Source organism: Acinetobacter sp. AOR34_HL (assembly GCF_027854795.1).
GTDB lineage: Bacteria > Pseudomonadota > Gammaproteobacteria > Pseudomonadales > Moraxellaceae > Acinetobacter > Acinetobacter junii.
In genome coordinates this window covers 43,179-65,558 of record NZ_JAKTID010000057.1, presented here as the reverse complement: position 1 = coordinate 65,558, position 22,380 = coordinate 43,179, and the positions used below count along the sequence as shown (strand labels likewise).

The window sequence follows — 22,380 nt, the reverse complement described above, 5'->3', positions numbered from 1 at the left end:
ATGGCGGTATGGCGACGCAGACCCAATGAACCTGTGATCATACACTCAGACCAAGGCTCACAATACAGTAGCGGAGACTGGCAGAAATTCTGTCAAAAGCATAATTTAGTTCCGAGTATGAGTCGTCGTGGAAACTGTTGGGACAATGCTGTTGCTGAATCCTTTTTTAGTAGTTTAAAGAAGGAAAGAATTAAAAAGAGGATCTATAAAACACGAGAAATGGCCCGTGCGGATGTGTTTGATTATATCGAGATGTTTTACAATCGAATCAGGCGTCATTCGCATCTCGATGGGATGAGCCCAGAAGCATTTGAGACAGCTTCAAAATGAGGCGGTCTCATGTCTAGGATACTGGGAGCAGTCCACTTGGCAGTGACTCGGCATTGCATACAGTGAAGGTACAACGCCAATATGAACCATCGTGGGTAAGAAAATATGCCAGAGTAAACAAAGCAAAGTAATCGCACCAAGAGAGGTACGCCACTTTAGCAAATGTTGACGGAAACTGGACTTCATATCAATGATACGACACAGCGGAAATGTGGCAGCAGTATATTTAAAAAAACTTTGCACTACAAAACATATCTTAAACAGATGAATCAGTATTCAAGATCACCTTATTTGGGATTTATCGAGCTTTTTACGTAAAAAAAAACAGACTCATAAGAGTCTGTTTTTTATATCAACTATTTATTAACGATTTGGTAAAACGTCTTTTAACGCTTCATGCATCTCTAGTAGGGCTTTTTCTGTTGTTTCCCAGTCGATGCAGCCATCAGTTACTGATTGACCATAAACAAGATCACATAAGTTTTCAGGAATATCTTGACGACCACCTTTCAAATGACTTTCAACCATGATGCCTACGATTGACTTATTACCATCAAGAATTTGCTCTGTGATGTTTTTAAGAACTAAAGGTTGTAAGTATGGATCTTTGTTTGAGTTAGCATGACTGGTATCGATCATGATTTTATTGCTTACTTTAGCTTTTGCTAAAGCAGCTTCAGCTTCAGCAACAGAAGTTGCATCATAATTTGGCTTACCGTTACCACCACGTAAAACTACGTGTGCGTAAGGATTGCCCTTAGTATTAATAATTGCAACTTGACCGTTTTCATTTAAGCCTAAGAAGCTATGACCGTGTTTTACTGATTGCATTGCATTCGTTGCAACTGTTAAACCGCCATCTGTACCATTTTTAAAGCCAACAGGTGAAGATAATCCAGAAGACATTTCACGGTGTGTTTGACTTTCTGTTGTACGAGCACCAATCGCTGACCAAGAAATTAAATCTTGGTAGTACTGAGGTGAGTTCGGATCAAGTGCTTCAGTTGCACAAGGCAAACCTTTTTCATTTAATTCTAGTAAAAGACCACGACCAATATGTAACCCTTTTTCAATATTGAAAGAGTCATTCATATCTGGGTCATTAATTAAACCTTTCCAACCTACTGTTGTACGTGGTTTTTCAAAATAAACACGCATAACTAAATAAAGCGTATCTTTTACTTTTTCGCTCAGCTCTTTCAAGCGATCAGCATACTCATTTGCAGCTTTAGGATCGTGGATCGAACAAGGGCCAATAACGACAAACAAGCGCTTGTCTTTACCATCTAAAATATTACGTACAGTTGCACGTCCTTGTAATACAGTTTGCGACGCAGCCTCAGATAAAGGAAGATCAGCTTTCAGTTCCGCAGGGGTAATTAAAGTTTGAATGCTTTTAATGTTAACGTCGTCGATATCTGGCTGAGAAACTGGATTTGACTGTAGAGTATTCATTGCTGTCACAAATTTAATCAAAAGAAGAGGTTATTTTGTCTACGAATATAGCACGAAATGCCGACTGATTAACTAGTTATAATCATATTTTATGTAGAAACAATCGGCATTTTGCTACTTAAACTGCGCTTGTAGAAGTTGTTGTTTGCTGAATCACGACAGCTTGATGAGTTTCTACTGGCTTTGGTTTCGCTTTGATCGGGTTAACCATAAAATTAATCCCTAGCGCAAATAATGTGATACCTAGAATTTTACGAATCACACGTTCTGGCATATGCGAGCTGATCAATGTGCCTGCAATAATTGCTGGAATAGACCCAACCAATAACCACATCAATAATGTAAAATCGACGTTGCCTGAAGACATATGGCTTAGGCCAGCAACTGCTGTCAATAATACTGCGTGTACAACATCAGAACCAATAATACGAATCATAGGTAGATTTGGGAACATAATTACTAAAGCCATGATGCCAAAAGCACCAGCACCTACAGATGATAGTGTAACGAACACACCTAAGATGATCCCCATGATGACGATATAATGGCGTTTATGTTGTAAAGCATGTTGCTCGCTTTCCATATTTGCTTGTTCACGATTACGGAAACGGTCAAAGAACTTTTCAATTTGCGCACGAAACACAATCGAGATACCTGTCAAAGTCAGCATAAAACCAAGTACCATCGTTAATACAGCTTTGTAGTGCGTTGATTGACTTAAATAATGTTCTAAAACCCATGAGGTTGCGAATGACGCAGGAATACTACCGAATGCTAGCCAAATAACGATTGGCCAAACAATATTGAGTTTCTTTGCATGAACAACTGAGCCACAGAATTTAGAGATTGATGCATAAAGCAAATCAGTACCAATTGCGATATGTGGTTCAATTTTGAAAAGGCTAATAAGAATAGGAGTCATCAAAGAACCACCGCCAACACCTGTGATACCTACACAGAAGCCAACCAAAACCCCAGCCATGATAAATTCAATAGGACCAAACATTACCAATATGCCTAATTATGCAAAAACAGGCATATCTTATGCTTTTTTGAGATAACTCGTTGTGATGAATAATGATTTACTTATGCAAAAAAAAGCTAAAGGAAGATTTTTTAACGTCATTTGTGTTTGACTCTAGGAGTTAAGACATGATTGATTTTTAAAACCAATAGGAAGGTGATGGGTGTTGCAAATATCCACCAACTGACGAATCCGATCGATATTCCCTCAATCCAACATAATAAACTTCCTGAAATTAGGAATAAAAGAAAAGCCAAGATTCGAAATTGCACTTGATAGGTCGTCATTATTTTTTGATATTTCAAATGAACTTTAGACTGTTGTTTAGAACTACAACGATACAAGATGAACATACCGATTAAAGTCAGTAATAAACTAAAGAAAATCACACATTCACTCCATTTTTAATCAGTTTGCTTTTAATTTTCTGAGTTGACTTGATTTGTATTGGCTGAATGTTTTTATAAATGAATGCTGCAAAACATGCACAGGCAACAAAGAATAGATCAACACGTAGAAATAACCAGTAACTTTCCAAGTTTGCTATAAGGTCATGATTAAGCAAATAGAACAGGTTATATAAGGGTAAACTGAAAGCGAGTAGAGCAAAAATCACAATCTGAGATTTCCATAAATATTGCTTAGGTGTGAATAAAGCCAATACAAAACTAAGCATCCAAACGCTAAAAAATGTATAAATTTCATAATTAAGATCAGCGCTAGGACTTGAAATCAACCGATTCACTAAAAAATAGCTCAACATAGCAATCGGAAGACCAATAAAACTTGCAATATTTAAGCGATCAACAAGGTAGTAACCAAAATGGAATTTTGGGGACTTATACTGAATTTGTCGTTTAAGACTCCACAGCAATAGCCCTGACGCAATCATCAGACAGCCAAGAACTCCTGAGCAAAAAAAAGCAAATCTTAGAAAAGATTGGGCAAAAGTTGCCATGTGAAGTCCATAAACTCCAGCATTTAGGGTAGCTATAGCACTATTATTTCTAGTATTACTTAATATCTTTCCCGTTCCATCAAATACGATTTGCGGTTGATTTAGCGTGATTGAACGATCTTCAAGTTGTTTGATCGTTATTACGGCTTGATCCGTATTTGGATTTTTAACCTCAAAAGTAGCAAGTGATCGATCTCCCCATTGTTGTTTGATTCGAGTCAAAAGATCCTCTGTCGATATCATGTTGCTTATTTGAGGGGATGTTATCGTATTTGAATTCGTAGCTACGGTTCGTATTTCAGTGAAATATTGATAAGGATTTTCTGGATAGAGTTTTTTCATTCCCCAAGGGAGATATAAATAAAAGAAAATGGCTAAGCCTGTAAACGTTATTGTCAGAAAAAAGGGAAGAGCTAAAACTGATGTCACATTATGAAAATCAAGCCAAGACCGTTGTGATTTAAATGTTCTGAGTGTAAAGAAGTCGGTAAATATCTTTTTGTGGGTAATAATGCCAGATACCAGTGCAATTAACATGATGAATGCTGCAAGGCTTGTGATGAGCCTGCCAATAAACACAGGCATGCCGTATAGCTGAAAATGAAAATTGTAAAAAAAGTCACCGCCTTGAGTATGAGATAATTGAAGTTCTTTGCCTGTATTAACGTCTAAGCTTTTACTTTCGTAACCACCACTAGCTTTTTCCCAATAAATTTTGTTTACAGGTTCTTCAGAATTAGCAACTTTTAAATACCACGTTTTAGCATCACTAGCATTTTGGGATAGGTAATGAGTTGCAGTTAGGATTGCCGTATCCTGATTGATTTGATATTGCGCAAGTTCTGGCTGCATCCATAAAGTGATTTGATGCCGATAGTAGGAGCTTGTACCCATCAAGAAAATAGCAAATAGCAGCCATCCGAAAATTAAGCCCGTCCAAGCATGTAACCAAGCCATTGACTGGCGAACACTTTTATTCTGCATTTTTTAATTCAAACCTACTGATAAGCCAAATAGAAATATGGTGAGTGCGAAACTTGTTAGGGCGAGCTTAGATAAAGAAGAAAAACAAAATCCAACAATGATAAAGCTGAGATAAAAAAATATGGAAATGAATGCGGCTAGATAAATTGCTTCAGCATTAGCTAAAAAGGTCTGAAAAACTTGAGTAAGGCTCATACATAAAAAAGCTGTACATACATACCCGATCACAAACGTTAAAAAGAAGCGAAATAAAACATTTAGTTTATCGCTATATGTATTTAAAGAAGTCTTAGACATGAGTTCACAATGATGTTAAATAGAATAAGTTACATATGAAAATGATTCTTGTTTATATTAATGTGCTAATCAATTCTATTCAATTTGACTTTAATCGTAAATATAAATGGATATATAAATAATTAATGCTAATACAGATGATTCATAATGTTCACTAATCAAGAACAAATTGTCATCTTTGATGCGATTCAATGTAAAATCATTTTGTTAAAATATTTCAAACATTTGAATGGGGCAGTTGTCTTGTTAAAGCAAAAACTAAAAATTGGGATCGTCGTGGGTGAAGTTTCTGGTGATACGCTAGGAGTTAAACTCATGCGTAGTTTTCGCGAACAAGGCATAGATGTTGAATTTGAGGGTATTGGTGGCCCGCAAATGATCGCTGAAGGTTTTCATAGTTATTATCCTATGGAAATACTATCTGTGATGGGAATTGTGGAAGTCTTAAAAGACCTAAAAAAATTATTTGCTGTACGTGATGGTCTAGTTGAAAGATGGACTGAACGTCCCGTAGATATTTTTATAGGAATAGATGCGCCAGATTTCAATCTACGTCTATCTAAAACGATTAAAGAAAACAATTTACCAATCAAAACAGTTCAATATGTGAGTCCTTCAGTTTGGGCTTGGCGTCAAGGACGAGTTCATGGCATTAAACGAAGTATAGATTTAGTCCTTTGTTTGTTTCCATTTGAAAAAACGTTCTATGAAAATTATGAGGTGCCAGCAGCATTTGTAGGACACCCTTTAGCAAAACAATTACCTCTCAAGAATCCGATTATTGAAGCGAAACATCAATTAGGTTTAGCAGCAAATAAAACTCACATCGCATTACTTCCTGGCAGTCGTCGCGGTGAAATCGAACGATTATTACCATTGTTGACGGATGCTGCCGAGATTTTACATCGAAAATATCCAGAGCTTGAATTTCTGATACCTGCAATCAATGATGCTTGTAAGCAACAGATAGAGCAGGGTTTACAGAATGTAGGGACTAGTTTAAAGGCTAAAATTCATGTTTTAGAAAATTCAGATGCTGAATCAAAAATTGGACGTATGGTGATGAATGCGAGTGACATAGTTGCTTTAGCATCTGGCACAGCGACACTTGAAGCGATGTTATTGCACCGTCCGATGGTGACATTTTATAAATTAAACTGGTTAACCTATCTAATTGCGAAATTTTTAGTCAAAATTCCATATTATTCTTTGCCCAATATTATTGCTGGCAAAAAGGTAATTGAAGAGTTAATACAAGCAGATGCAACGCCACAGCATTTAGCAACTTCAATTGAGAAATTGATGGATCACGAAACTGCACATATTCAAATGATGCAACATCTTAGTATGCATAAGCAGCTCATCTCAGGGAATACTGAAGATCCAGTCCAAGCGATATTGAACTGTTTGAGCTCTTGATAAATAAAAAGGTGGCAACGTAGCCACCTGTATTCAAGTCATTCAAGCTCGAAGAATTAGTTCATAACCTGTATATTTTCGAATATTGATCACTCCAATATCAAGTATCAGGTATTGACCTTTGATACCTTGTAATACACCGCGTATTTTTGGAGTCTTATCCAAATTTAGTGATTTTATTTTTTCAGGATATTGTTCCACAGGGTATATAAACTCATGTGGTATTTCGTTTTCTAGTAATTCTAGATTTTCATTAAACTCTAGATTTTGACTGAACTCATCACGAATACTTTGAATCTTAGGTGCAAATTCCTCAATGATCTGATCGCGCTGTTCGATTAAATTTAGTGGCTCAGCTTCGCCTTTAAGCAATTTACGCCAATCAGTTTTATCAGCGATTTGAGTGCCAAATAATGTTTCTAAATGTCCTGATAAACGGCGTGAACCCACTTTCATGATTGGGAGAGCTTGTGTCGCACCTTGATCTAACCAACGTGTTGGCATATTCACGATACGGGTGATTCCGATTTTTAAGGCACTAGAGTTCGCTAAATAAACAATATGTGGTTGGAAGCAGACATTGTGTGCAAAATCATTTTCACGGCATGTACCTAAATGATAATGACAGGTTTCAGGCTTCATAATACACAAGTCACATTCAGCTTTTGTTTTAAAGCATATAAAGCAATGTCCTTGCGAATATGATTTAGGTGTCTTTGCACCACAAGATGTACAAAAAATATTTCCAGTCCATTCAATCTCTAACTCTTGACCTAACACAAACGGTAGATCAGTTTCTGAGCGATCTAGGATAAATTTATATTCAACATTTGCCTTGCGTGTTGATTGATCAGTTACACTATGCGTTTTGAGTGCTGCATGCATTTTATGGCAAATGCCCAGTAGTTCCATTAATAAACTCTCATCTTTCTCAATCAAGGGTTGCAGTATGGCTGAACAAAATGTCATCACTTCTATGCTAGACGATTTATCTAAAGAACAGCCGATTCATACTGCACTTTGTATAGGTCAGAAAATTGACCAAAATGTTTCTATTCAATGGAATTATTTTAGCGTAACTGACTTTTTAAATCTGCCTTTTACGCAGCGATATGATTTAGGTTTTGTATTATTTGATACAGAAGAAATGCAAACTATCAGTGATTCTCAAAAATCCCAACTATTAGTCAAGCTTCGAGATTTGATGGCAAAACGTATTGTTGTCGTGAGTAAATTAACTGATGAAAAGTTACTTCGTTCACTTGGTTTTACTCAATTGATTGATAAAACCACGCATGAAAGCGATTTTGCTTTATGGCAGTTTAATATTTTGACTTATAAACATGTTCCTGACTGGTTCAACTCTAAGTTCTGGGCAAATCCTGAAAACTGGGATAAGTTCCGCTGGTGATCAGGTTGTATTTAGCCAAACTAAATCCTTGCTTTTGATTGCAAGTTCTTGCAAAAATTAACAAATCATCTTTGTTTTGTTTTTTCAAAGCAGCGTATTCTTTTGGAATAAATAATTCCAAAGGATAAGTCATGACGGATTTAGCAAACATTGTTGAAATACTGGCGAAACAAGCTTTAGGTGGACAACAGCAAACGACTGAGCAAAGTGGTTTGGGCGGAATTTTAGGTTCAGTTTTAGGTCAACTTGGTGGACAACAACAAAATAATCAAAACCAACAACAAGGCGGTTTAGGCGGAATTCTTGGTTCAGTATTAGGTCAGTTAGGTGCGGGGAATAGTGATAATTCTACACAGACCAATAGTAACCGCGGTGGTACAGCACAAACGTTATTGATAGCAGTTTTACCCTTAATTCTTGCATGGATTCAAAAACAAGGCGGTTTGCAAGCTGCTTTAGACAAACTAAAAAATGCAGGTTTAGCAAATCAGGTCCAAAGCTGGGTCGATCCACAGCAACAAAATGCTCAAGATGTTCCAACTCAAAATATTCAAAATTTATTTGATGATCAAGATGTTGAACAAGTTGCACAACAAACACAAGCGCCTAAACAGGCAATTTATGGTGCAATAGCATCAGTTCTACCACAAGTTATTGATTCTTTGACACCACAAGGCTCTAGTACAAATCCTCAAGAAGCAAATCAAGATATTCAGAATGTTTTAAATTTAGTAAGTGGATTCTTAAAGAAGTAAGTAATCAAAAAGAAAAGGGCATTCAAATGAATGCCCTTTTTTTGTAGAACGATAATCTCAATTTAGAAATTATATTCCATACCTGCACCTACAACAGTACGTTTGTTGTCTTCATCTTGCCAATCACGTTTTTGTTGAGCAACAATACCGTAGAAACGAGCTTGTTTGTTGAAACGGTAGTCTAAGCCAACGCCGTATTGGTCAAGTTTACGATCTTCAAAACCATCACGAGCAGTAGTAGCTGATTGGTATTGACCTTTTACAGCAAATGGAGTGTCACCAATCTTATAAGTAAGAGCAGCTACCCAAGCATCTTCTTCCAAACCTTTGTAGTTCGCAAGAATATCTTTACCGTTAGTGTCTTTTTTACCAGTATTAAATGCTGTTAAATCATCTTTAGGCTCAGCATGTTGCCATAAAGCACCTAGAACTAAACCTTTAGCACCAATTACGCCAAAGTCCATAGAGCCTGTTACACGGTAAGCATCAGAATAAATATCTTTTAAGCTGTAAGCATTGTATTTACCTTGAACACCCGAGTTACCTGCAACACCAACAGCTAAACCAAGATCTTTATTTTCGTAGTTAACAGAAGCAGAAACTGAATCACCGAAGCTATCACGCTTATCATCGTAACCAGAAGCACCTTCTTTCGAGTCAGAAGTATTTTCACCTTGTTGGAACATTACATTGAAAGTAAGACCAGCAAGTAATTTAGGGTCAGATTCAAAACCAATTACGTTGTTAAGGCGGTCTTCACCATACATTGTATTTGTAATATCAAGAATTGTGTGGTCGTTATAAATATCTTGGTTGTTGCCAGCAGCAGTTTTAAAGTAAGAGTCAAATTTACCAACTTTAAGTGCACCGATACCATCAGATTTAAGACCGATGAAACGGTTACGAGCGCTAAGATCTGTGTCTGAACCAGAACCATCAGTTGAAATAGCCCATTCAGCTAAATAGATTGCAGAAAGTTTGTCAGTTAATTTTTCTTCACCCTTTACGCCAATACGTGAAGCATTAGAGTTAACTTCAGTAACGTCACTTTCCCCATCAAAGTTTTTGTTATCAACATTGTCAAGTGTTACGTTTAACTTACCATACAATGTTGGTGCTGCTTGCGCTGCATTCATGGCTAAAGTTGCTACAGTAGCAGCAAGAAGCAATTTTTTCATTGAGATTTCTCCAAAACACTTTTTTGTAAATGGCTAATGCCTTAGTTACTGTTATAAGCTTGCTTGTGTACAAAAAGTTACACAGCTCACTGACTTGTATGCAGTATCGGAAAACTTTGTGACAGAGAAGTGAAAGAAAGATGACAGTTTGATGACGATTTATATTTAGTAATAATTATATTTATTATTGATTTTTATAGTAATAATAAAAAACGAAGTTATAACTTCGCTTTTTATTATGTGAAAAATTACAGCGCAGCTTTAATTTTTTCTGCTAATTCTTTAATTTTTTCTTGATCGCCCATCTTGGCAGCATGACGCCCTAATTCATGTACTGAACTTGGAATTAAGTGAAAATGCACATGAGGAACAGTTTGCCCAGCAGAAGCACCAGACAATTGCATTAAAACAATACCTTTTGCATCTAATGCAGTTTCAATCGCTCGAGCAATTTTTTGCACAATTTGAATGGTGTATGCAGCAGCATCCGCAGGTAAATCGAGTAGAGTTACTGCAGGTGTTTTTGGGATAACAAGCGTATGACCTTCCGCTTGGGGCATAATATCCATAAATGCGAGTACTTGATCATCTTCATAGACCTTAATCGCAGGTAATTCGCCACGTAAAATTCTCGCGAAAATATTTTGGTCATCGTATGCCATGATTAATCCTTTATATGATGTACTAAGTTAAAAAATTGCTCCCTTATTGATTTCAATAAGAGAGCTATAAATGAACTATTTAAGTCGTTTTATTTGCAATTAAGCTCTTTTTGCCGAGCTTTGATTTGATCGAGACGTTGTTGCTCTTTATCTGAAAATTTTGGCTTAGTCGTATGGCAGTTTTCATTACCATATTTAGCTTTCGCATCAGCGTCTTTAAAACAGAATCCTTTTGATGCATAGATGAGGTTGTAGTCATCTTGCAACTTTTTACATTCTTGTTCTGGTGTGGCAGCTTGGAGATTAAAACCAGTAAAAGAGATTAATCCTGCAATAACTGCAACCGTAAACTTATTCATGAGGTGTTCCTCTATTCAAAAAGGTATAAATCAAGGCTTTATGAAACGATATTCATATGGCATTTGATCCCTACGTACTTACCAATATAAGGCTTATTCATGAAATTTCAATCAATGTGTATTGTTTGAGTGTAATTTTTACTTAATGATTTATTCATATTCTAAAATAAAATATATATTTTTCATTGATTTAAGGTGGGTTAATTAGCTTTAAGTGTAATCTAATAATCTCAAGTTATAAACATTGAAATAAATGTAATATTTAAAGCACCACATATTTATGCAGTGCTATCTAATAAATTTCAGATATCAAAAGTGCCGATGAATAGAATATTGCATAAATAGAGGGTCTTATTTAAGCGTAATTTTAGTCCAAGTTTCATACATTTTAACTGCAGCAGAGAAGTCACTATTGGATTCAGCAGTTAAGTTTGCAGCTTGAATGAGACTTTGTGCCAAAGATAGTATAGGTGCAGGTAATTTTGCATCGTGTACCAAATCTAGGGCAATTCCCGTATCTTTTGCTAATAAAGGCAGGGCAAAAGTAACAGGAAACTCTCGACTTAAAACACGTTGCGGGAAAATATTCTCAGTGACTAGGCTTTTACCACTAGAAGCATTAATACAATTCAAGGCGGCATCTAGATTTACGCCATGTGCTTTTAATGTTGTAAAACCTTCAGCTACTGACCATAAATTTACAGCGAGCAGCATGTTATTAATGGCTTTTACTGCAAAGCCTGCGCCAGACTCGCCTACATGTTGAATAAGTTTTCCTAAAGCTGACATAGCAGGATAGGCACGTTCAAATGCATCAATATCACCACCCACCATAAATGTTAAGGTTGCATTTTCTGCACCTATAGTTTGACCACTGACGGGTGCATCCAAAAATGCTACATCTTGAGCTTTGAGCTGTTCAGCTAGACGGCGTGCTACATCAGGGACACCACTGGTGCAGTCAATCCAAATCGCACCTGATTTGATTTTGATACTGCTTATTAGGTTTTCAACATCTTGGCTGGTCGGTAAGCAAGAAAAAATCACATCGGCTTGCGCTGCATGTTCGAGTTCAGCAGCGATTGTTCCAAATTCTGTTGCATGTTGTTCGGCTTTACTGAAATTTCGGTTCCAAACATAAACGGTGTCGAAATATTTTGGTAAATGAGCAGCCATACGATATCCCATGGCACCTAAACCGATAAATGCAACAGATTGAGTCATAGTTTACCTTTTTAAATGTGTTGAACGTTCTTCTAGCCATTTTGTAAGTGTCGGCCAAAACTCGATTGAGCTATTTTGACTAGACATTAAACCTAAGTGTCCGCCAGGTATAAGAGTAAACGTGACATCTTGGCTATTTGTCAACTGAGTTAATGGAAAAGCGGCATCAGTCGTTACCAGTTGATCACTTTTCCCAGCACCAACTAATAGAGAGCAGTTGATACCTTTTAATTCAATGGTTTTGTTTTTTAGTGTGATTGCACCATTTTTTAATGGGTTCTGCATCCAGACATTAAACAGCATGTCTTGATTAATGCCACCAGGATAATCAATCATATTGTTAAGAAAATGACTTAAAGTTGCATCTTCCTGAACCAGTTTTAGATTATCCAGATTTTTAAGCAGTTGGATATTGCCGTCGATCCAACCTTTAGGATCAAGTAACTTAAAGCCCAAAGAATTTAAAAAACCTGGTGAATGAATCATGAGTTTAGGGAGACGATTGTAAATATAGTCTTTAATCGTCGCATTACGTGTTGTCGCATAGGCGAGCGTTTTATATAGCTTACCAATATAACCTGATGCATAACTATCAATTGGACTACCCAATACGATTAAATTTTTTACTGCATCTGGTTGATGGCGTGCTGTATATAGTGTGACAAAGATGCCAGCCATACTCCAACCATGTAACGAGATTTCTTTAGATTTCGAATGCTTTTGAATTGCTTCAATGCAACGTGGAATGAACTTATCGATGAATGATAAGAAATCAATATGATAATTTTTATAAGTTAATTTACCCCAATCAATCAGGTAAACGTCAAAACCGCTTTCTTGAAAGTGTTTAACTAAAGAACGGTATGGATATAAATCGTATATATCCATATTAATCGCAAGTGGTGCTACGAAGACAAGAGGCTCCTTATAACGCTTGTTTTCAGAAGCATAGAATCTGACACGTGTTTGTTTAAATTCGGCAATAACTTGATAAGGTGTAGATTGGGATAAGACTAACTTGTCTGCTTCAAATACACGCATAGCGAGATGTTTAAAATTTATTTTTTGCTGTTCCACAAGCGATTTCATCTTTTTAAGTCTCATCATGAGTCAAGATTGCACGAAGTCTAAGCGATTATTGTATCTTTCGCCTTGACCTTAAATACCTTAGGCGCTCAAAATGTTGGCACATTTAGGCGGAATTTAATAACACTTTGTAAAATGAATTTAATTTTTGTGCGTAAATTAATCAGATAGGATTCTAGAAGAGAGCAATAGTGATCTTATTGCTTGGTTTTATATCCAAATGTGAGAAAATTTTAGTCAAAGTTGAAATGGGCAGAAACCTATAGGTTCATTCTTTGCAATTTGCAAAACTGTCCAGAGTATAGAATAGAGTGTTCCTGAACCCATTAATCATAAGGCATACAAAACGATGAATCCAAATGATGATTTAGAATATCAACTAGATACGCTTGCAATTCGTACTGGTCATAACCGTACTTTTGAAGGTGAGCATAGTGAACCTATTTTTTTAACCTCATCGTTTGTATGTGAAAACGCTGCTGATGCTGCTGCGAAATTTTCAGGTCAAGTAGCAGGCAATACTTATTCTCGATATACCAATCCAACAGTACAAGCTTTTGAGAAGCGATTGGCTACGCTTGATGGTGCTGAGCGTGCAGTTGCAACAAGTTCTGGTATGGCTGCTGTACATGCAATTTGTATGGCGTATTTGAAAGCGGGTGACCACGTCATTTGTTCACGTGCTGTATTCGGTTCAATTATTGCCTTATTTGAAAAATATGTAGCTAAATTCGCGGTTGAAGTCACTTTTGTTGATTTAGACGATCTTGAAGGTTGGAAAAATGCCTTACAGCCAAATACACGTTTGTTATTTATAGAAACACCATCCAACCCTCTAGCACAAGTTGGTGATATGCAGGCGATTGCAGATATTGCACATGCACATGGTGCTCTTTTCGCTGTAGATAACTGTTTCTGTACTCCAGCATTACAGCAACCCATCAAATTCGGGGCAGATTTAGTTCTATATTCTGCAACTAAATATATTGATGGTCAGGGACGTGCACTGGGTGGTGCCGTTGTTGGTAAAAATGATTTACTCGAAGAAGTAAATGGTGTGATCCGTACACTAGGCAATTCAATGAGTCCTTTTAATGCGTGGATATTCTTAAAAGGCTTAGAAACATTGAGCTTACGTATGAAGGCACATTGTGCGAGTGCTCAGGTATTAGCTGAATGGCTCAAGCAGCATGATAAAGTTGAAAAGGTATATTATGCTGGATTGCCAGATCACCCTGGCCATGAATTGGCTAAGAAACAGCAAAAAGGTTTTGGTGGGGTTGTCTCATTTGTTGTGAAAGGAGAGCGTCAAGGTGCTTGGACTGTAATTGATAATACAAGATTCTTATCCATTACAAGTAATCTTGGTGATGTCAAATCAACAATTACACATCCTGCGACGACCTCACATGGTAGAATGTCGGCTGAAGCCAAACAAGCAGCAGGTATTGAGGAAGGTTTAATCCGTGTATCTGTTGGTTTAGAAGATATCAATGATATTATTCGTGATCTGTCACGTGGTTTAGATTTAATTTAACGAGAGAAAGTTATGAACATTAATATGCTCATGCAGCAAGCTCAGCGCATGCAAAAAGACATGGAAACAAATCTTAAAAAAGCCAAAGAAGAGCTTGCGAAAACTGAAGTTCATGCTGAAGCAGGTGGTGGCTTAGTTAAAGTAACCATGACTTGTCGCCATGTTGTAAAACGTATCGAGATCAGTCCTGATTTATTGCAAGATGAAGCGGACATGATTGAAGACTTGATCGCAGCTGCGATGAATGATGCTGCTCGTCAAGCTGAAGCGATTTCAGAAGAGAAATTGCAAGGTGCAAACTCTGGTATGGGTTTACCACCGGGCTTATCTGGCTTGTTCTAATTGATTACTCCCTAAGTTTGAAAAATAAGCTTAGGGGGATTCTTTCTACAAATATTCGAGTTAATTTGTGTTTAGTGAACGATTTGAACAATTGGTTCAAGCATTGCGTATTTTGCCGAGCGTAGGTCCTAAGTCTGCACAGCGTATGGCATTACATTTATTGATGAAGAACCGTGAAGGTGCTTTTGCACTCTCGTATGCATTGCATGAGGCCTCGAGTCATATTCACGAATGCAGAATTTGTCATTCACTCACTGAAAATGAAATTTGTGATATTTGTGCGTCGACAGAGCGTGATTCAAATTTACTGTGTGTGGTTGAGTCACCCGCTGATGTTATGGCAATTGAACAAAGTGGAAGCTTTAGAGGTAAATATCATGTTTTAGGTGGGCATCTTTCACCACTTGATGGTATTGGACCTGAGGAAATAGGCATTCCATATTTAGTGCAGCGTTTAAGTGAAGGTCAAATTGAAGAAGTGATCCTAGCAACTAATGCAACAGTTGAGGGGCAAGCAACGGCACATTATTTGGTAGAAGCGACAAAACACTTGCCAATACATATGACTCGAATTGCACAAGGCGTACCTCAGGGTGGTGAATTGGAATATGTAGACAGTCACACTTTGAGTCAGGCTGTACATAATCGAATGCGTATGAAATAAGACTAAGGTCGATATAATTTATATATTTATTTTAAATTCATGCTGTTAATTTAAACAAATAATTAAATTTTACATTTTGTCTTACATTATCATAGCTATAATTATTTAAATTTGTGGCACTATTGGCTGGCGAAATGGACTTTCGCTGATTTACAAATGGAATAGGGAGTAATTTCATGTTTTGTATGTGGAATACTGAGTAAATTTTTGCATCTGATCTCGCTTGAGCAATAACTGCAATGAAATCGTTGCATCGCTATGTTTTTAATTTTTTTACTTGAGCAATTATGTTTCAGTTTATCCAACAGCAAAAAGATCTAGCTGTTCTCCTCAATCAAATGGAACATTGTTCCACATACGCACTTGATACTGAGTTTATTAAGGTTGATACCTTATATCCGAAATTAGGCGTTTGCCAAATCAATGTAAATGATCAGGTTTCGTTGTTAGATGGCGCTGCCCTAGATTTATCTGATTTTTGGCGTAAGGTTTTTGAAGCTCAGCAGAATATCTTTCATGCATGCGGTGAGGATATTGATCTGATTTATCATTACGCAGATCAAAAGCCATTAAAAAATGTATTTGATACGCAAGTCGCGATGGCTTTTCTTGGTCATGGTTTGCAGGTCAGCTATCAAAATGCATTAAAAACTTGTTTGAATATTGATATCGATAAAGACCAAACACGTTCGGACTGGTTAGCACGTCCACTTAGTCAAGAGCAAATGAGTTACGCCGCAAATGACGTACTATATTTAAATAAGCTGGCAGAAAGACTGAAGTTTGATCTTCAAACAAAGGGTTTATATTCCTATGTTTTAGAGGATTGCCAAAATTTGACTAAAGAAATCGCATTAGAGACACCATTATCTGAACTTTATACGGATATTGGTAATTATCGTCACTCTAGGCGTGAGTTGATGCAATTACAACAATTAAGCATCTGGCGTGAACAAATTACCAAAGCGATGAATCAACCGCGTAGTTTCATACTTAAAAATGCCACAATGATTGATCTAGTCGAAAAGAATCCGCGAAATACTTTTCAGTTGGCACAAGTTAAAGACATGCGACCAAATATTGTTCGTGAGCATGGTAAAACAATTTTAGATCTACTGAAATTTTTACCCCCTGAAGATGAATGGCCATTGCGTTTGGCGCGTCCTGTCAAAAATAACTCCAAAGAAATTGCACCTCGTGTTGATCTATTGATCGAAATGGTGGTCAATAAAACAGGTATTCCAAAGGAAGTGTTGTTACGTAAGAAGTGGCTAAATGCGATTTATGAGCATGTGGTCTTTCATCTCGATGAGCAAGATTTACCCAGCTATTTATTAGGTTGGCGCTATGATCTTTTGACAGAGCCGTTAATTGCACTTTTCAAAGAAGATATTGAGTTTTTAACAACTCAAATGAAGATTTCTAGGTAAATAAGAACAGTATAAAATACGACTGTAGCGTTAACATTCCTTAATGTACCTACAGTTTTTTTCATGTATGCTGTTTTTGATTGATAATGGTTGTGAGTAAACATGCACTGCGATATTTATAGATCGAGTAAAAAAGACGAAATGTATATTTATATTGCTCGTCCAAACTATCCTGAGGATAAAGACCAAGAGAATCCTCTAGAAGTCGTTCCTGAAAATGTCTTGCAAGCTTTTGGTAAAGCAACATTTGTAATGCACTTAGAGTTGCATGCTGAGCGTAAGCTTGCACGTGTAAATGTCTTGCATGTATTAGACTCTTTGCAAACCAAAGGCTTTTTTATTCAAATGCCACCAGAAGGTCTTATCAACCCGAATGCTGTAGAACCTGAGGGATTACGCGGTGCTTGAGACTCTAACGGCAATATGGTCACAAATTCTTTCGGTCTTTGATCAATTTCCAGAAGAAAATGTAGCCATTATTGTTTATGTGACTGGAACATTGATTGCATTATGGTGCTGGTATCGTTTGATGTCGCGTTTACCGAATCCAGTAGGTGGAATACTTTGGATTATTGTTTTTGCAATTTTAGTCACACCAACCATCTCTGAGGGGCCTAATTCTGCATTAGCCCCAGCAATCTTTGGACTGATCTTCGGTGTACTTACCAAAGAGCATGTTCTTATTTGGTCAAATTTATCCTTAATTTTATTTGTAATTGGATTAGGATTACTGGTTGGGTTTTGCTGGTCTAAATACACTGCAAATAAAACAGGACACACGGTTTAAATCTACACACAGTTAAATATAGAAAAATAAGGTTTTAAAATGTCTGCTGATACACAACACTTTACTGGTACAGATCAATATATTGCAACCGATAGCCTCAAACTTGCAGTCAAAGCTGCACGAGCTTTACAAAAGCCTTTATTAGTTAAAGGTGAGCCAGGGACCGGTAAAACTTTACTTGCTGAGCAGGTTGCTGAAAGCTTAGGTTTGAAATTGATTACTTGGCATATCAAGTCAACGACTAAAGCACAACAAGGTCTGTATGAGTATGATGCTGTATCTCGCTTACGTGATAGCCAGTTAGGTGATGATCGTGTATATGACATTAAAAACTATATTAAACCAGGTAAGTTGTGGGAAGCATTTACCAGCGAAGAACGTTGTGTATTGTTAATTGATGAAATTGACAAGGCAGATATTGAGTTCCCAAATGATTTGTTGCATGAGCTCGACAAAATGTCGTTCTATGTTTATGAGACAGGGGAAACAATTACCGCAACTCAACGACCTATCGTTATCATCACTTCAAATAATGAAAAAGAACTTCCAGATGCATTCTTACGTCGTTGCTTCTTCCATTATATTGAATTTCCTGATGAATCAACTATGCGCGACATTATTGCTGTTCATTTCCCAAGTATTTCTAATACGTTGGTGAGCGAAGCATTACAAATATTCTTTAAGTTACGCCAAGTCCCAAACTTGAAAAAACCACCATCAACATCTGAATTGATTGATTGGTTAAGCTTACTTATGGCTGATGATATGCCTGAAGATGTGTTGCGCAATCATGATAAATCAAAAGCAATTCCGCCACTGTATGGTGCTTTGATTAAAAATGAACAAGATGTGCAGTTACTCGAGCGTTTAGCTTTTATGTCACGCCGTTAAGAGTGTCTACCAATGTTTGTGAGACTGTTTTACACCTTACGTAAATATGGCGTTCCTGTTACCACCCGTGAATTGATTGATCTTAATCAGGCTGTGGCTTCAGGTCTTGTTTTCGCAGATCAAGACGAGTTCTATCAATTGGCTAAAACTGTTTTAGTCAAAGATGAACGATATTTTGATAAGTTTGATCGTGCTATGAAAGATTATTTTGATGGCATTGAAACTTTCGATTTAGATGAATTGCTTAAACAGGTTCATAAACTACCTAAAGATTGGTTTGATCTTGAGCTTTTAGAGAAACATCTAACACCAGAGCAACGTGAAGAACTACAAAAGGCCGGTTCCCTCGAAGAATTGATGAAAATGTTGGAAGAGCGTTTACGCGAACAACATAAAAAGCATCAAGGTGGCAACCGCATGATTGGTACAGGTGGAACTTCACCTTTTGGCGCCTTTGGTGATCATCCAGAAGGTGTGCGTATTGGTGGGCCAGGACGCAAACGTTCGGCTGTAAAAGTATGGGAGCAACGTAAATACCAAAATCTTGATGATGATCAAGTTTTAGGTACACGACAAATGCAAATTGCTTTACGTCGCTTACGTAAATTTGCGCGACAAGGCGCAGCAGAAGAGTTAGATGTAGATGGTACGATCCGAGAGACTGCAAAACAGGGTATCTTAGACGTACAACTGGTTCCAGAGCGCCGTAACCGTATTAAGGTTTTGATGCTATTTGATGTTGGTGGCTCCATGGATGCTTATATTGCTGAATGTGAGAAGTTGTTTAGCGCTGCCAAGTCAGAATTTAAGACACTAGAGTATTTCTATTTCCATAACTGTCTCTATGACTATGTTTGGAAAGATAATCATCGTCGTAGTTCAACGCGTATGAATACATGGGATTTATTCCATACATATGGACGTGACTACCGTGTCATCATCGTAGGTGACGCGAGTATGGCACCTTATGAGCTAAAGTCAGCGGGTGGTTCAGTTGAATATATGAATGATGAAGCTGGTGAGGTTTGGTTAAGGCGATTACGCCAACATTTTGATAAAACAGCTTGGTTAAATCCTGAAGTAGAAGGCTATTGGCATTACACACAGACTATTGGCTGGATTAAAGAGATTTTTGAAAATCATATGTATCCGATGACCCTCAAGGGGATTGAGGATATGACACGATATTTATCACGCTAAAAATTGACATTAATACTTTATAAGAACAGGAAAAGACATGGAACATCAAATTAACGGCATTGCTTTGCCTAATGAATTAGGCTTTTTTGGTAATTTTGGCGGTCAATTTATTCCTCCTCATTTAAAAGAGGCAATGGACGAAATTAACAATGCTTATGAAGAAATTCGTCATACAGCTGAATTTCAAGATGAACTTAATGATTTGTTTAAAAATTACGTTGGTCGCCCAAGCCCTTTATTTCATGCAAAACGTCTATCCGATCAACTAGGTGGAGCACAGATTTATTTAAAACGAGAAGATCTTAACCATACTGGTGCTCATAAAATTAATCACTGTTTAGGAGAGGCTTTGCTTGCTAAATATATGGGCAAAAGCAAGGTCATAGCTGAAACTGGTGCAGGACAGCATGGTGTTGCTCTAGCAACTGCTTGTGCATTAGTCGGTATTCCGTGTGAAATTCATATGGGACAAGTAGATATCGAAAAAGAACATCCAAACGTCGTTAAGATGAAAATTTTGGGTGCAAAGTTGGTTTCAGTTACTCAGGGGACTGCAACTTTAAAAGATGCAGTTGATAGTGCTTTTGAAGAATATTTAAAAGATCCTAAAAATTATATTTACGCGATTGGTTCTGTAGTTGGACCGCATCCATTTCCAAAAATGGTACGTGACTTTCAGTCGATTATTGGAAATGAAATTAAAACTCAAGCAAACGAACGTTTTGGACAAAACCCTGATTATGTAGTTGCATGTGTAGGTGGTGGGTCAAATGCAATTGGTGCTTTCACTGCATTCTTAAATACCCCTGAAGTAAAACTTGTTGGGGTTGAGCCAGCAGGTCATGGCTTAGATACGGATAGACACTCAGCTACACTCACATTAGGTAAACCAGGTCAAATTCATGGTATGGCGTGTTATGTGCTTGAGGATGATCAAGGAGAACCCCTACCTGTACATTCTATTGCATCAGGTTTGGATTATCCTGGTGTAGGACCACAACATAGTTTTCTTAAAGAGTTGGGACGTGTTCAATATGAAACAGCAACAGATCAAGAGTGTTTAGATGCATTTATGACGCTTTCGCGTGTCGAAGGTATTGTGCCTGCTCTAGAAAGCTCCCATGCGGTGGCTTGGGCATTACGTGAAGCACCTAAAATGGATAAAAATACGAAGATCGTCGTGAATCTTTCTGGTCGCGGAGATAAGGATTCAGACTATGTTGCTCAAAAGTTGGGTTTGTAATTTTCTACCTTGATTTAAATTTCATAAACCGTTTCTAGTCTGTAGAAGCGGTTTTTTACTGTTAAATAGGCTTGAATCCCGTTAGAATAAAGCGTTTTTGCTATTTGCATTTTGGAGACGCCTAAGTGGAGCGACCTACAATCAGCCCTGAACATTTACAAGAAGCGGCTGAAAATTTAGTAAGCATTCGAGATTTTATTCGTTTTGGTGTAACCGCACTTCGTCAATATGACGCACACTTAGGACAAGGTACTGAAGATTATTTTGCAGAAAGTTCAGCTTTGGTTTTACAAACTTTATCACTAGAGTGGAATGCAGATTCAGAAATTCTAGATGCGAAACTTTTGCCGAGTGAAAAGGCTGAATTCCTCAGTTTGTTAGAACGTCGAATCAACGAACGAGTTCCAACCTCATACTTATTGAATTTGGCATATTTCTTTAATAAGCCATTCTATGTCGATGAGCGTGTTTTGATTCCGCGTTCACCAATTGCTGAATTAATTGAACAGCGTTTTGCACCATACTGCTTAGATGAAAATGGACAAATGCTTGAAGCTTTAAATAGCTTACCTGTTAATCCAAATCCAAAAACACCGCAACGTATTTTAGATATGTGTACAGGTTCTGGTTGTATTGCAGTTGCATTAGCCTATGCATTTCCTGATTCTGAAGTAGATGCTACTGATATTTCTAAAGAAGCTTTAGAAGTTGCTTCCATTAATACAGAACATCACAACAAACAATATCAAGTTGCATTACTGGAATCTGATTTGTTTGCAAAAATCCCAGCTGAAAATCAATATGACCTTATTGTCAGCAATCCACCATATGTGGATGCAGAAGATATGGCCGATTTACCAGAAGAATTTTTGCATGAACCTGAATTGGCACTTGCTGCGGGTCAGGATGGTTTGGATTTAGTGCGCAAAATGTTAGCTCAAGCTGCTGATTATTTGACTGAAGATGGTCTAATCGTCATCGAAGTGGGTAACTCAGAATGGGCAATGCGCCAAAACTTCAATACAGTTGACTTCCATTGGCTCACTTTCCAAAAAGGCGGTTCTGGTATTTTTGCATTAACTGCTGAACAATGCCGCCGTTATAAAGAAATATTTCAGCAATCAGTTCAAAGTTAAGGGGCTAA

General features: G+C 37.3%; 26 protein-coding genes. 14 read left to right on the top strand and 12 right to left on the bottom strand.

Annotated features, from left to right (window positions below):
- A partial coding sequence (locus MKL32_RS10250) for an IS3 family transposase (RefSeq protein ID WP_270900281.1) occupies window positions 1–330 on the top strand: 330 nt, incomplete at its 5' end.
- On the opposite strand, the gene MKL32_RS10245 is transcribed toward MKL32_RS10250, so the two are convergent.
- From MKL32_RS10245 to MKL32_RS10220, 6 genes are all read right to left on the bottom strand, one after another.
- Window positions 322–516, bottom strand: coding sequence for a hypothetical protein (locus MKL32_RS10245; RefSeq protein WP_126132548.1), 195 nt, complete (start codon window positions 514–516; stop codon window positions 322–324). The two genes, MKL32_RS10250 and MKL32_RS10245, sit on opposite strands and share 9 nt — an antisense overlap.
- 177 nt (window positions 517–693) lie before the next feature.
- Window positions 694–1,785 carry a 3-deoxy-7-phosphoheptulonate synthase gene (locus MKL32_RS10240; RefSeq protein WP_004954481.1) on the bottom strand — a complete coding sequence of 364 codons (1,092 nt, stop codon included), beginning with the start codon at window positions 1,783–1,785 and terminating at the stop codon, window positions 694–696.
- Window positions 1,786–1,903: 118 nt separating this feature from the next.
- Entirely contained in the window at window positions 1,904–2,791 is an 888-nt protein-coding gene (locus MKL32_RS10235) for a sulfite exporter TauE/SafE family protein (RefSeq protein ID WP_042890768.1), read from the bottom strand.
- A gap of 116 nt (window positions 2,792–2,907) precedes the next feature.
- Window positions 2,908–3,198, bottom strand: a complete 291-nt coding sequence (locus MKL32_RS10230; protein ID WP_005402619.1) for a hypothetical protein — start codon at window positions 3,196–3,198, stop codon at window positions 2,908–2,910.
- Window positions 3,195–4,751 carry a PepSY-associated TM helix domain-containing protein gene (locus MKL32_RS10225; protein WP_270900501.1) on the bottom strand — a complete coding sequence of 519 codons (1,557 nt, stop codon included), beginning with the start codon at window positions 4,749–4,751 and terminating at the stop codon, window positions 3,195–3,197. The genes MKL32_RS10230 and MKL32_RS10225 overlap by 4 nt, the downstream gene beginning before the upstream one ends.
- Window positions 4,752–4,754: 3 nt before the next feature.
- Window positions 4,755–5,048: a hypothetical protein gene (locus tag MKL32_RS10220; protein WP_075696473.1), complete on the bottom strand. Its 294-nt coding sequence runs from the start codon at window positions 5,046–5,048 to the stop codon at window positions 4,755–4,757.
- Window positions 5,049–5,291: 243 nt separating this feature from the next.
- Here MKL32_RS10220 and lpxB point away from each other — a divergent pair, with 243 nt between their 5' ends.
- A complete protein-coding gene (lpxB, locus tag MKL32_RS10215; protein WP_270900503.1) occupies window positions 5,292–6,467 on the top strand; it encodes a lipid-A-disaccharide synthase in 1,176 nt (391 codons plus the stop codon).
- Between the two features lie 42 nt (window positions 6,468–6,509).
- Here lpxB and MKL32_RS10210 read toward each other — a convergent pair whose 3' ends face one another.
- Window positions 6,510–7,379, bottom strand: a complete 870-nt coding sequence (locus MKL32_RS10210; RefSeq protein WP_270900502.1) for a DUF2797 domain-containing protein — start codon at window positions 7,377–7,379, stop codon at window positions 6,510–6,512.
- 37 nt (window positions 7,380–7,416) lie between these two features.
- Between MKL32_RS10210 and MKL32_RS10205 the strand changes: the two genes are divergently transcribed.
- Both MKL32_RS10205 and MKL32_RS10200 read left to right on the top strand, forming a co-directional pair.
- Entirely contained in the window at window positions 7,417–7,878 is a 462-nt protein-coding gene (locus tag MKL32_RS10205; RefSeq protein ID WP_126132550.1) for a DUF6231 family protein, read from the top strand.
- Between the two features lie 131 nt (window positions 7,879–8,009).
- Complete coding sequence (locus MKL32_RS10200; RefSeq protein WP_270900500.1) at window positions 8,010–8,633, top strand: YidB family protein; 624 nt, start codon at window positions 8,010–8,012, stop codon at window positions 8,631–8,633.
- A gap of 62 nt (window positions 8,634–8,695) precedes the next feature.
- Here MKL32_RS10200 and MKL32_RS10195 read toward each other — a convergent pair whose 3' ends face one another.
- The 5 genes from MKL32_RS10195 to MKL32_RS10175 form a co-directional block, all read right to left on the bottom strand.
- The gene (locus MKL32_RS10195; RefSeq protein ID WP_039047923.1) at window positions 8,696–9,811 is read right to left on the bottom strand and encodes a porin; all 1,116 of its coding nucleotides are present in this window, start codon (window positions 9,809–9,811) and stop codon (window positions 8,696–8,698) included.
- Between the two features lie 248 nt (window positions 9,812–10,059).
- Window positions 10,060–10,473, bottom strand: a complete 414-nt coding sequence (locus tag MKL32_RS10190; RefSeq protein ID WP_004954452.1) for an HIT family protein — start codon at window positions 10,471–10,473, stop codon at window positions 10,060–10,062.
- Between the two features lie 89 nt (window positions 10,474–10,562).
- A complete protein-coding gene (locus tag MKL32_RS10185) occupies window positions 10,563–10,832 on the bottom strand; it encodes a YARHG domain-containing protein (RefSeq protein WP_004954451.1) in 270 nt (89 codons plus the stop codon).
- Window positions 10,833–11,183: 351 nt separating this feature from the next.
- Entirely contained in the window at window positions 11,184–12,056 is an 873-nt protein-coding gene (locus MKL32_RS10180; protein ID WP_126132553.1) for an NAD(P)-dependent oxidoreductase, read from the bottom strand.
- A 3-nt stretch (window positions 12,057–12,059) separates the two neighbouring features.
- Window positions 12,060–13,145 (bottom strand): alpha/beta fold hydrolase, encoded by a 1,086-nt coding sequence (locus MKL32_RS10175; protein WP_126132554.1) that lies wholly within the window; start codon window positions 13,143–13,145, stop codon window positions 12,060–12,062.
- A gap of 346 nt (window positions 13,146–13,491) precedes the next feature.
- Between MKL32_RS10175 and MKL32_RS10170 the strand changes: the two genes are divergently transcribed.
- The 10 genes from MKL32_RS10170 to prmB all read left to right on the top strand — a co-directional run bounded on the left by MKL32_RS10170 (window position 13,492) and on the right by prmB (window position 22,372).
- Entirely contained in the window at window positions 13,492–14,679 is a 1,188-nt protein-coding gene (locus MKL32_RS10170; protein ID WP_270900499.1) for an O-succinylhomoserine sulfhydrylase, read from the top strand.
- Between the two features lie 12 nt (window positions 14,680–14,691).
- Window positions 14,692–15,021: a YbaB/EbfC family nucleoid-associated protein gene (locus tag MKL32_RS10165; protein ID WP_004915785.1), complete on the top strand. Its 330-nt coding sequence runs from the start codon at window positions 14,692–14,694 to the stop codon at window positions 15,019–15,021.
- 67 nt (window positions 15,022–15,088) lie between these two features.
- Window positions 15,089–15,685 (top strand): recombination mediator RecR, encoded by a 597-nt coding sequence (gene recR / locus MKL32_RS10160; RefSeq protein WP_004915789.1) that lies wholly within the window; start codon window positions 15,089–15,091, stop codon window positions 15,683–15,685.
- Between the two features lie 287 nt (window positions 15,686–15,972).
- Complete coding sequence (locus MKL32_RS10155) at window positions 15,973–17,115, top strand: ribonuclease D (protein ID WP_004915794.1); 1,143 nt, start codon at window positions 15,973–15,975, stop codon at window positions 17,113–17,115.
- A 102-nt stretch (window positions 17,116–17,217) separates the two neighbouring features.
- Window positions 17,218–17,523, top strand: coding sequence for a YcgL domain-containing protein (locus MKL32_RS10150; protein WP_004961809.1), 306 nt, complete (start codon window positions 17,218–17,220; stop codon window positions 17,521–17,523).
- Window positions 17,516–17,902 (top strand): hypothetical protein, encoded by a 387-nt coding sequence (locus MKL32_RS10145; RefSeq protein WP_004915801.1) that lies wholly within the window; start codon window positions 17,516–17,518, stop codon window positions 17,900–17,902. The genes MKL32_RS10150 and MKL32_RS10145 overlap by 8 nt, the downstream gene beginning before the upstream one ends.
- 39 nt (window positions 17,903–17,941) lie before the next feature.
- Window positions 17,942–18,793, top strand: a complete 852-nt coding sequence (locus MKL32_RS10140; RefSeq protein WP_087539323.1) for an AAA family ATPase — start codon at window positions 17,942–17,944, stop codon at window positions 18,791–18,793.
- A 12-nt stretch (window positions 18,794–18,805) separates the two neighbouring features.
- Window positions 18,806–19,993, top strand: a complete 1,188-nt coding sequence (locus tag MKL32_RS10135; RefSeq protein WP_004915807.1) for a vWA domain-containing protein — start codon at window positions 18,806–18,808, stop codon at window positions 19,991–19,993.
- A gap of 37 nt (window positions 19,994–20,030) precedes the next feature.
- On the top strand, window positions 20,031–21,236 hold the full coding sequence (gene trpB / locus MKL32_RS10130; RefSeq protein ID WP_270900498.1) for a tryptophan synthase subunit beta: 1,206 nt from the start codon (window positions 20,031–20,033) through the stop codon (window positions 21,234–21,236).
- Window positions 21,237–21,361: 125 nt separating this feature from the next.
- Window positions 21,362–22,372 carry a 50S ribosomal protein L3 N(5)-glutamine methyltransferase gene (prmB, locus tag MKL32_RS10125; RefSeq protein ID WP_004961811.1) on the top strand — a complete coding sequence of 337 codons (1,011 nt, stop codon included), beginning with the start codon at window positions 21,362–21,364 and terminating at the stop codon, window positions 22,370–22,372.
- Window positions 22,373–22,380 lie beyond the last annotated feature (8 nt).

Coding starts and splice junctions, on each gene's coding strand:
- MKL32_RS10245 (WP_126132548.1), bottom strand. CDS start 516: ATGAAGTCCAGTTTCCGTCAACATTTGCTAAAGTGGCGTACCTCTCTT.
- MKL32_RS10240 (WP_004954481.1), bottom strand. CDS start 1,785: ATGAATACTCTACAGTCAAATCCAGTTTCTCAGCCAGATATCGACGAC.
- MKL32_RS10235 (WP_042890768.1), bottom strand. CDS start 2,791: ATGTTTGGTCCTATTGAATTTATCATGGCTGGGGTTTTGGTTGGCTTC.
- MKL32_RS10225 (WP_270900501.1), bottom strand. CDS start 4,751: ATGCAGAATAAAAGTGTTCGCCAGTCAATGGCTTGGTTACATGCTTGG.
- MKL32_RS10220 (WP_075696473.1), bottom strand. CDS start 5,048: ATGTCTAAGACTTCTTTAAATACATATAGCGATAAACTAAATGTTTTA.
- MKL32_RS10210 (WP_270900502.1), bottom strand. CDS start 7,379: ATGGAACTACTGGGCATTTGCCATAAAATGCATGCAGCACTCAAAACG.
- MKL32_RS10205 (WP_126132550.1), top strand. CDS start 7,417: ATGGCTGAACAAAATGTCATCACTTCTATGCTAGACGATTTATCTAAA.
- MKL32_RS10200 (WP_270900500.1), top strand. CDS start 8,010: ATGACGGATTTAGCAAACATTGTTGAAATACTGGCGAAACAAGCTTTA.
- MKL32_RS10195 (WP_039047923.1), bottom strand. CDS start 9,811: ATGAAAAAATTGCTTCTTGCTGCTACTGTAGCAACTTTAGCCATGAAT.
- MKL32_RS10190 (WP_004954452.1), bottom strand. CDS start 10,473: ATGGCATACGATGACCAAAATATTTTCGCGAGAATTTTACGTGGCGAA.
- MKL32_RS10185 (WP_004954451.1), bottom strand. CDS start 10,832: ATGAATAAGTTTACGGTTGCAGTTATTGCAGGATTAATCTCTTTTACT.
- MKL32_RS10180 (WP_126132553.1), bottom strand. CDS start 12,056: ATGACTCAATCTGTTGCATTTATCGGTTTAGGTGCCATGGGATATCGT.
- MKL32_RS10175 (WP_126132554.1), bottom strand. CDS start 13,145: ATGAAATCGCTTGTGGAACAGCAAAAAATAAATTTTAAACATCTCGCT.
- MKL32_RS10170 (WP_270900499.1), top strand. CDS start 13,492: ATGAATCCAAATGATGATTTAGAATATCAACTAGATACGCTTGCAATT.
- MKL32_RS10165 (WP_004915785.1), top strand. CDS start 14,692: ATGAACATTAATATGCTCATGCAGCAAGCTCAGCGCATGCAAAAAGAC.
- MKL32_RS10155 (WP_004915794.1), top strand. CDS start 15,973: ATGTTTCAGTTTATCCAACAGCAAAAAGATCTAGCTGTTCTCCTCAAT.
- MKL32_RS10150 (WP_004961809.1), top strand. CDS start 17,218: ATGCACTGCGATATTTATAGATCGAGTAAAAAAGACGAAATGTATATT.
- MKL32_RS10140 (WP_087539323.1), top strand. CDS start 17,942: ATGTCTGCTGATACACAACACTTTACTGGTACAGATCAATATATTGCA.
- MKL32_RS10135 (WP_004915807.1), top strand. CDS start 18,806: ATGTTTGTGAGACTGTTTTACACCTTACGTAAATATGGCGTTCCTGTT.
- trpB (WP_270900498.1), top strand. CDS start 20,031: ATGGAACATCAAATTAACGGCATTGCTTTGCCTAATGAATTAGGCTTT.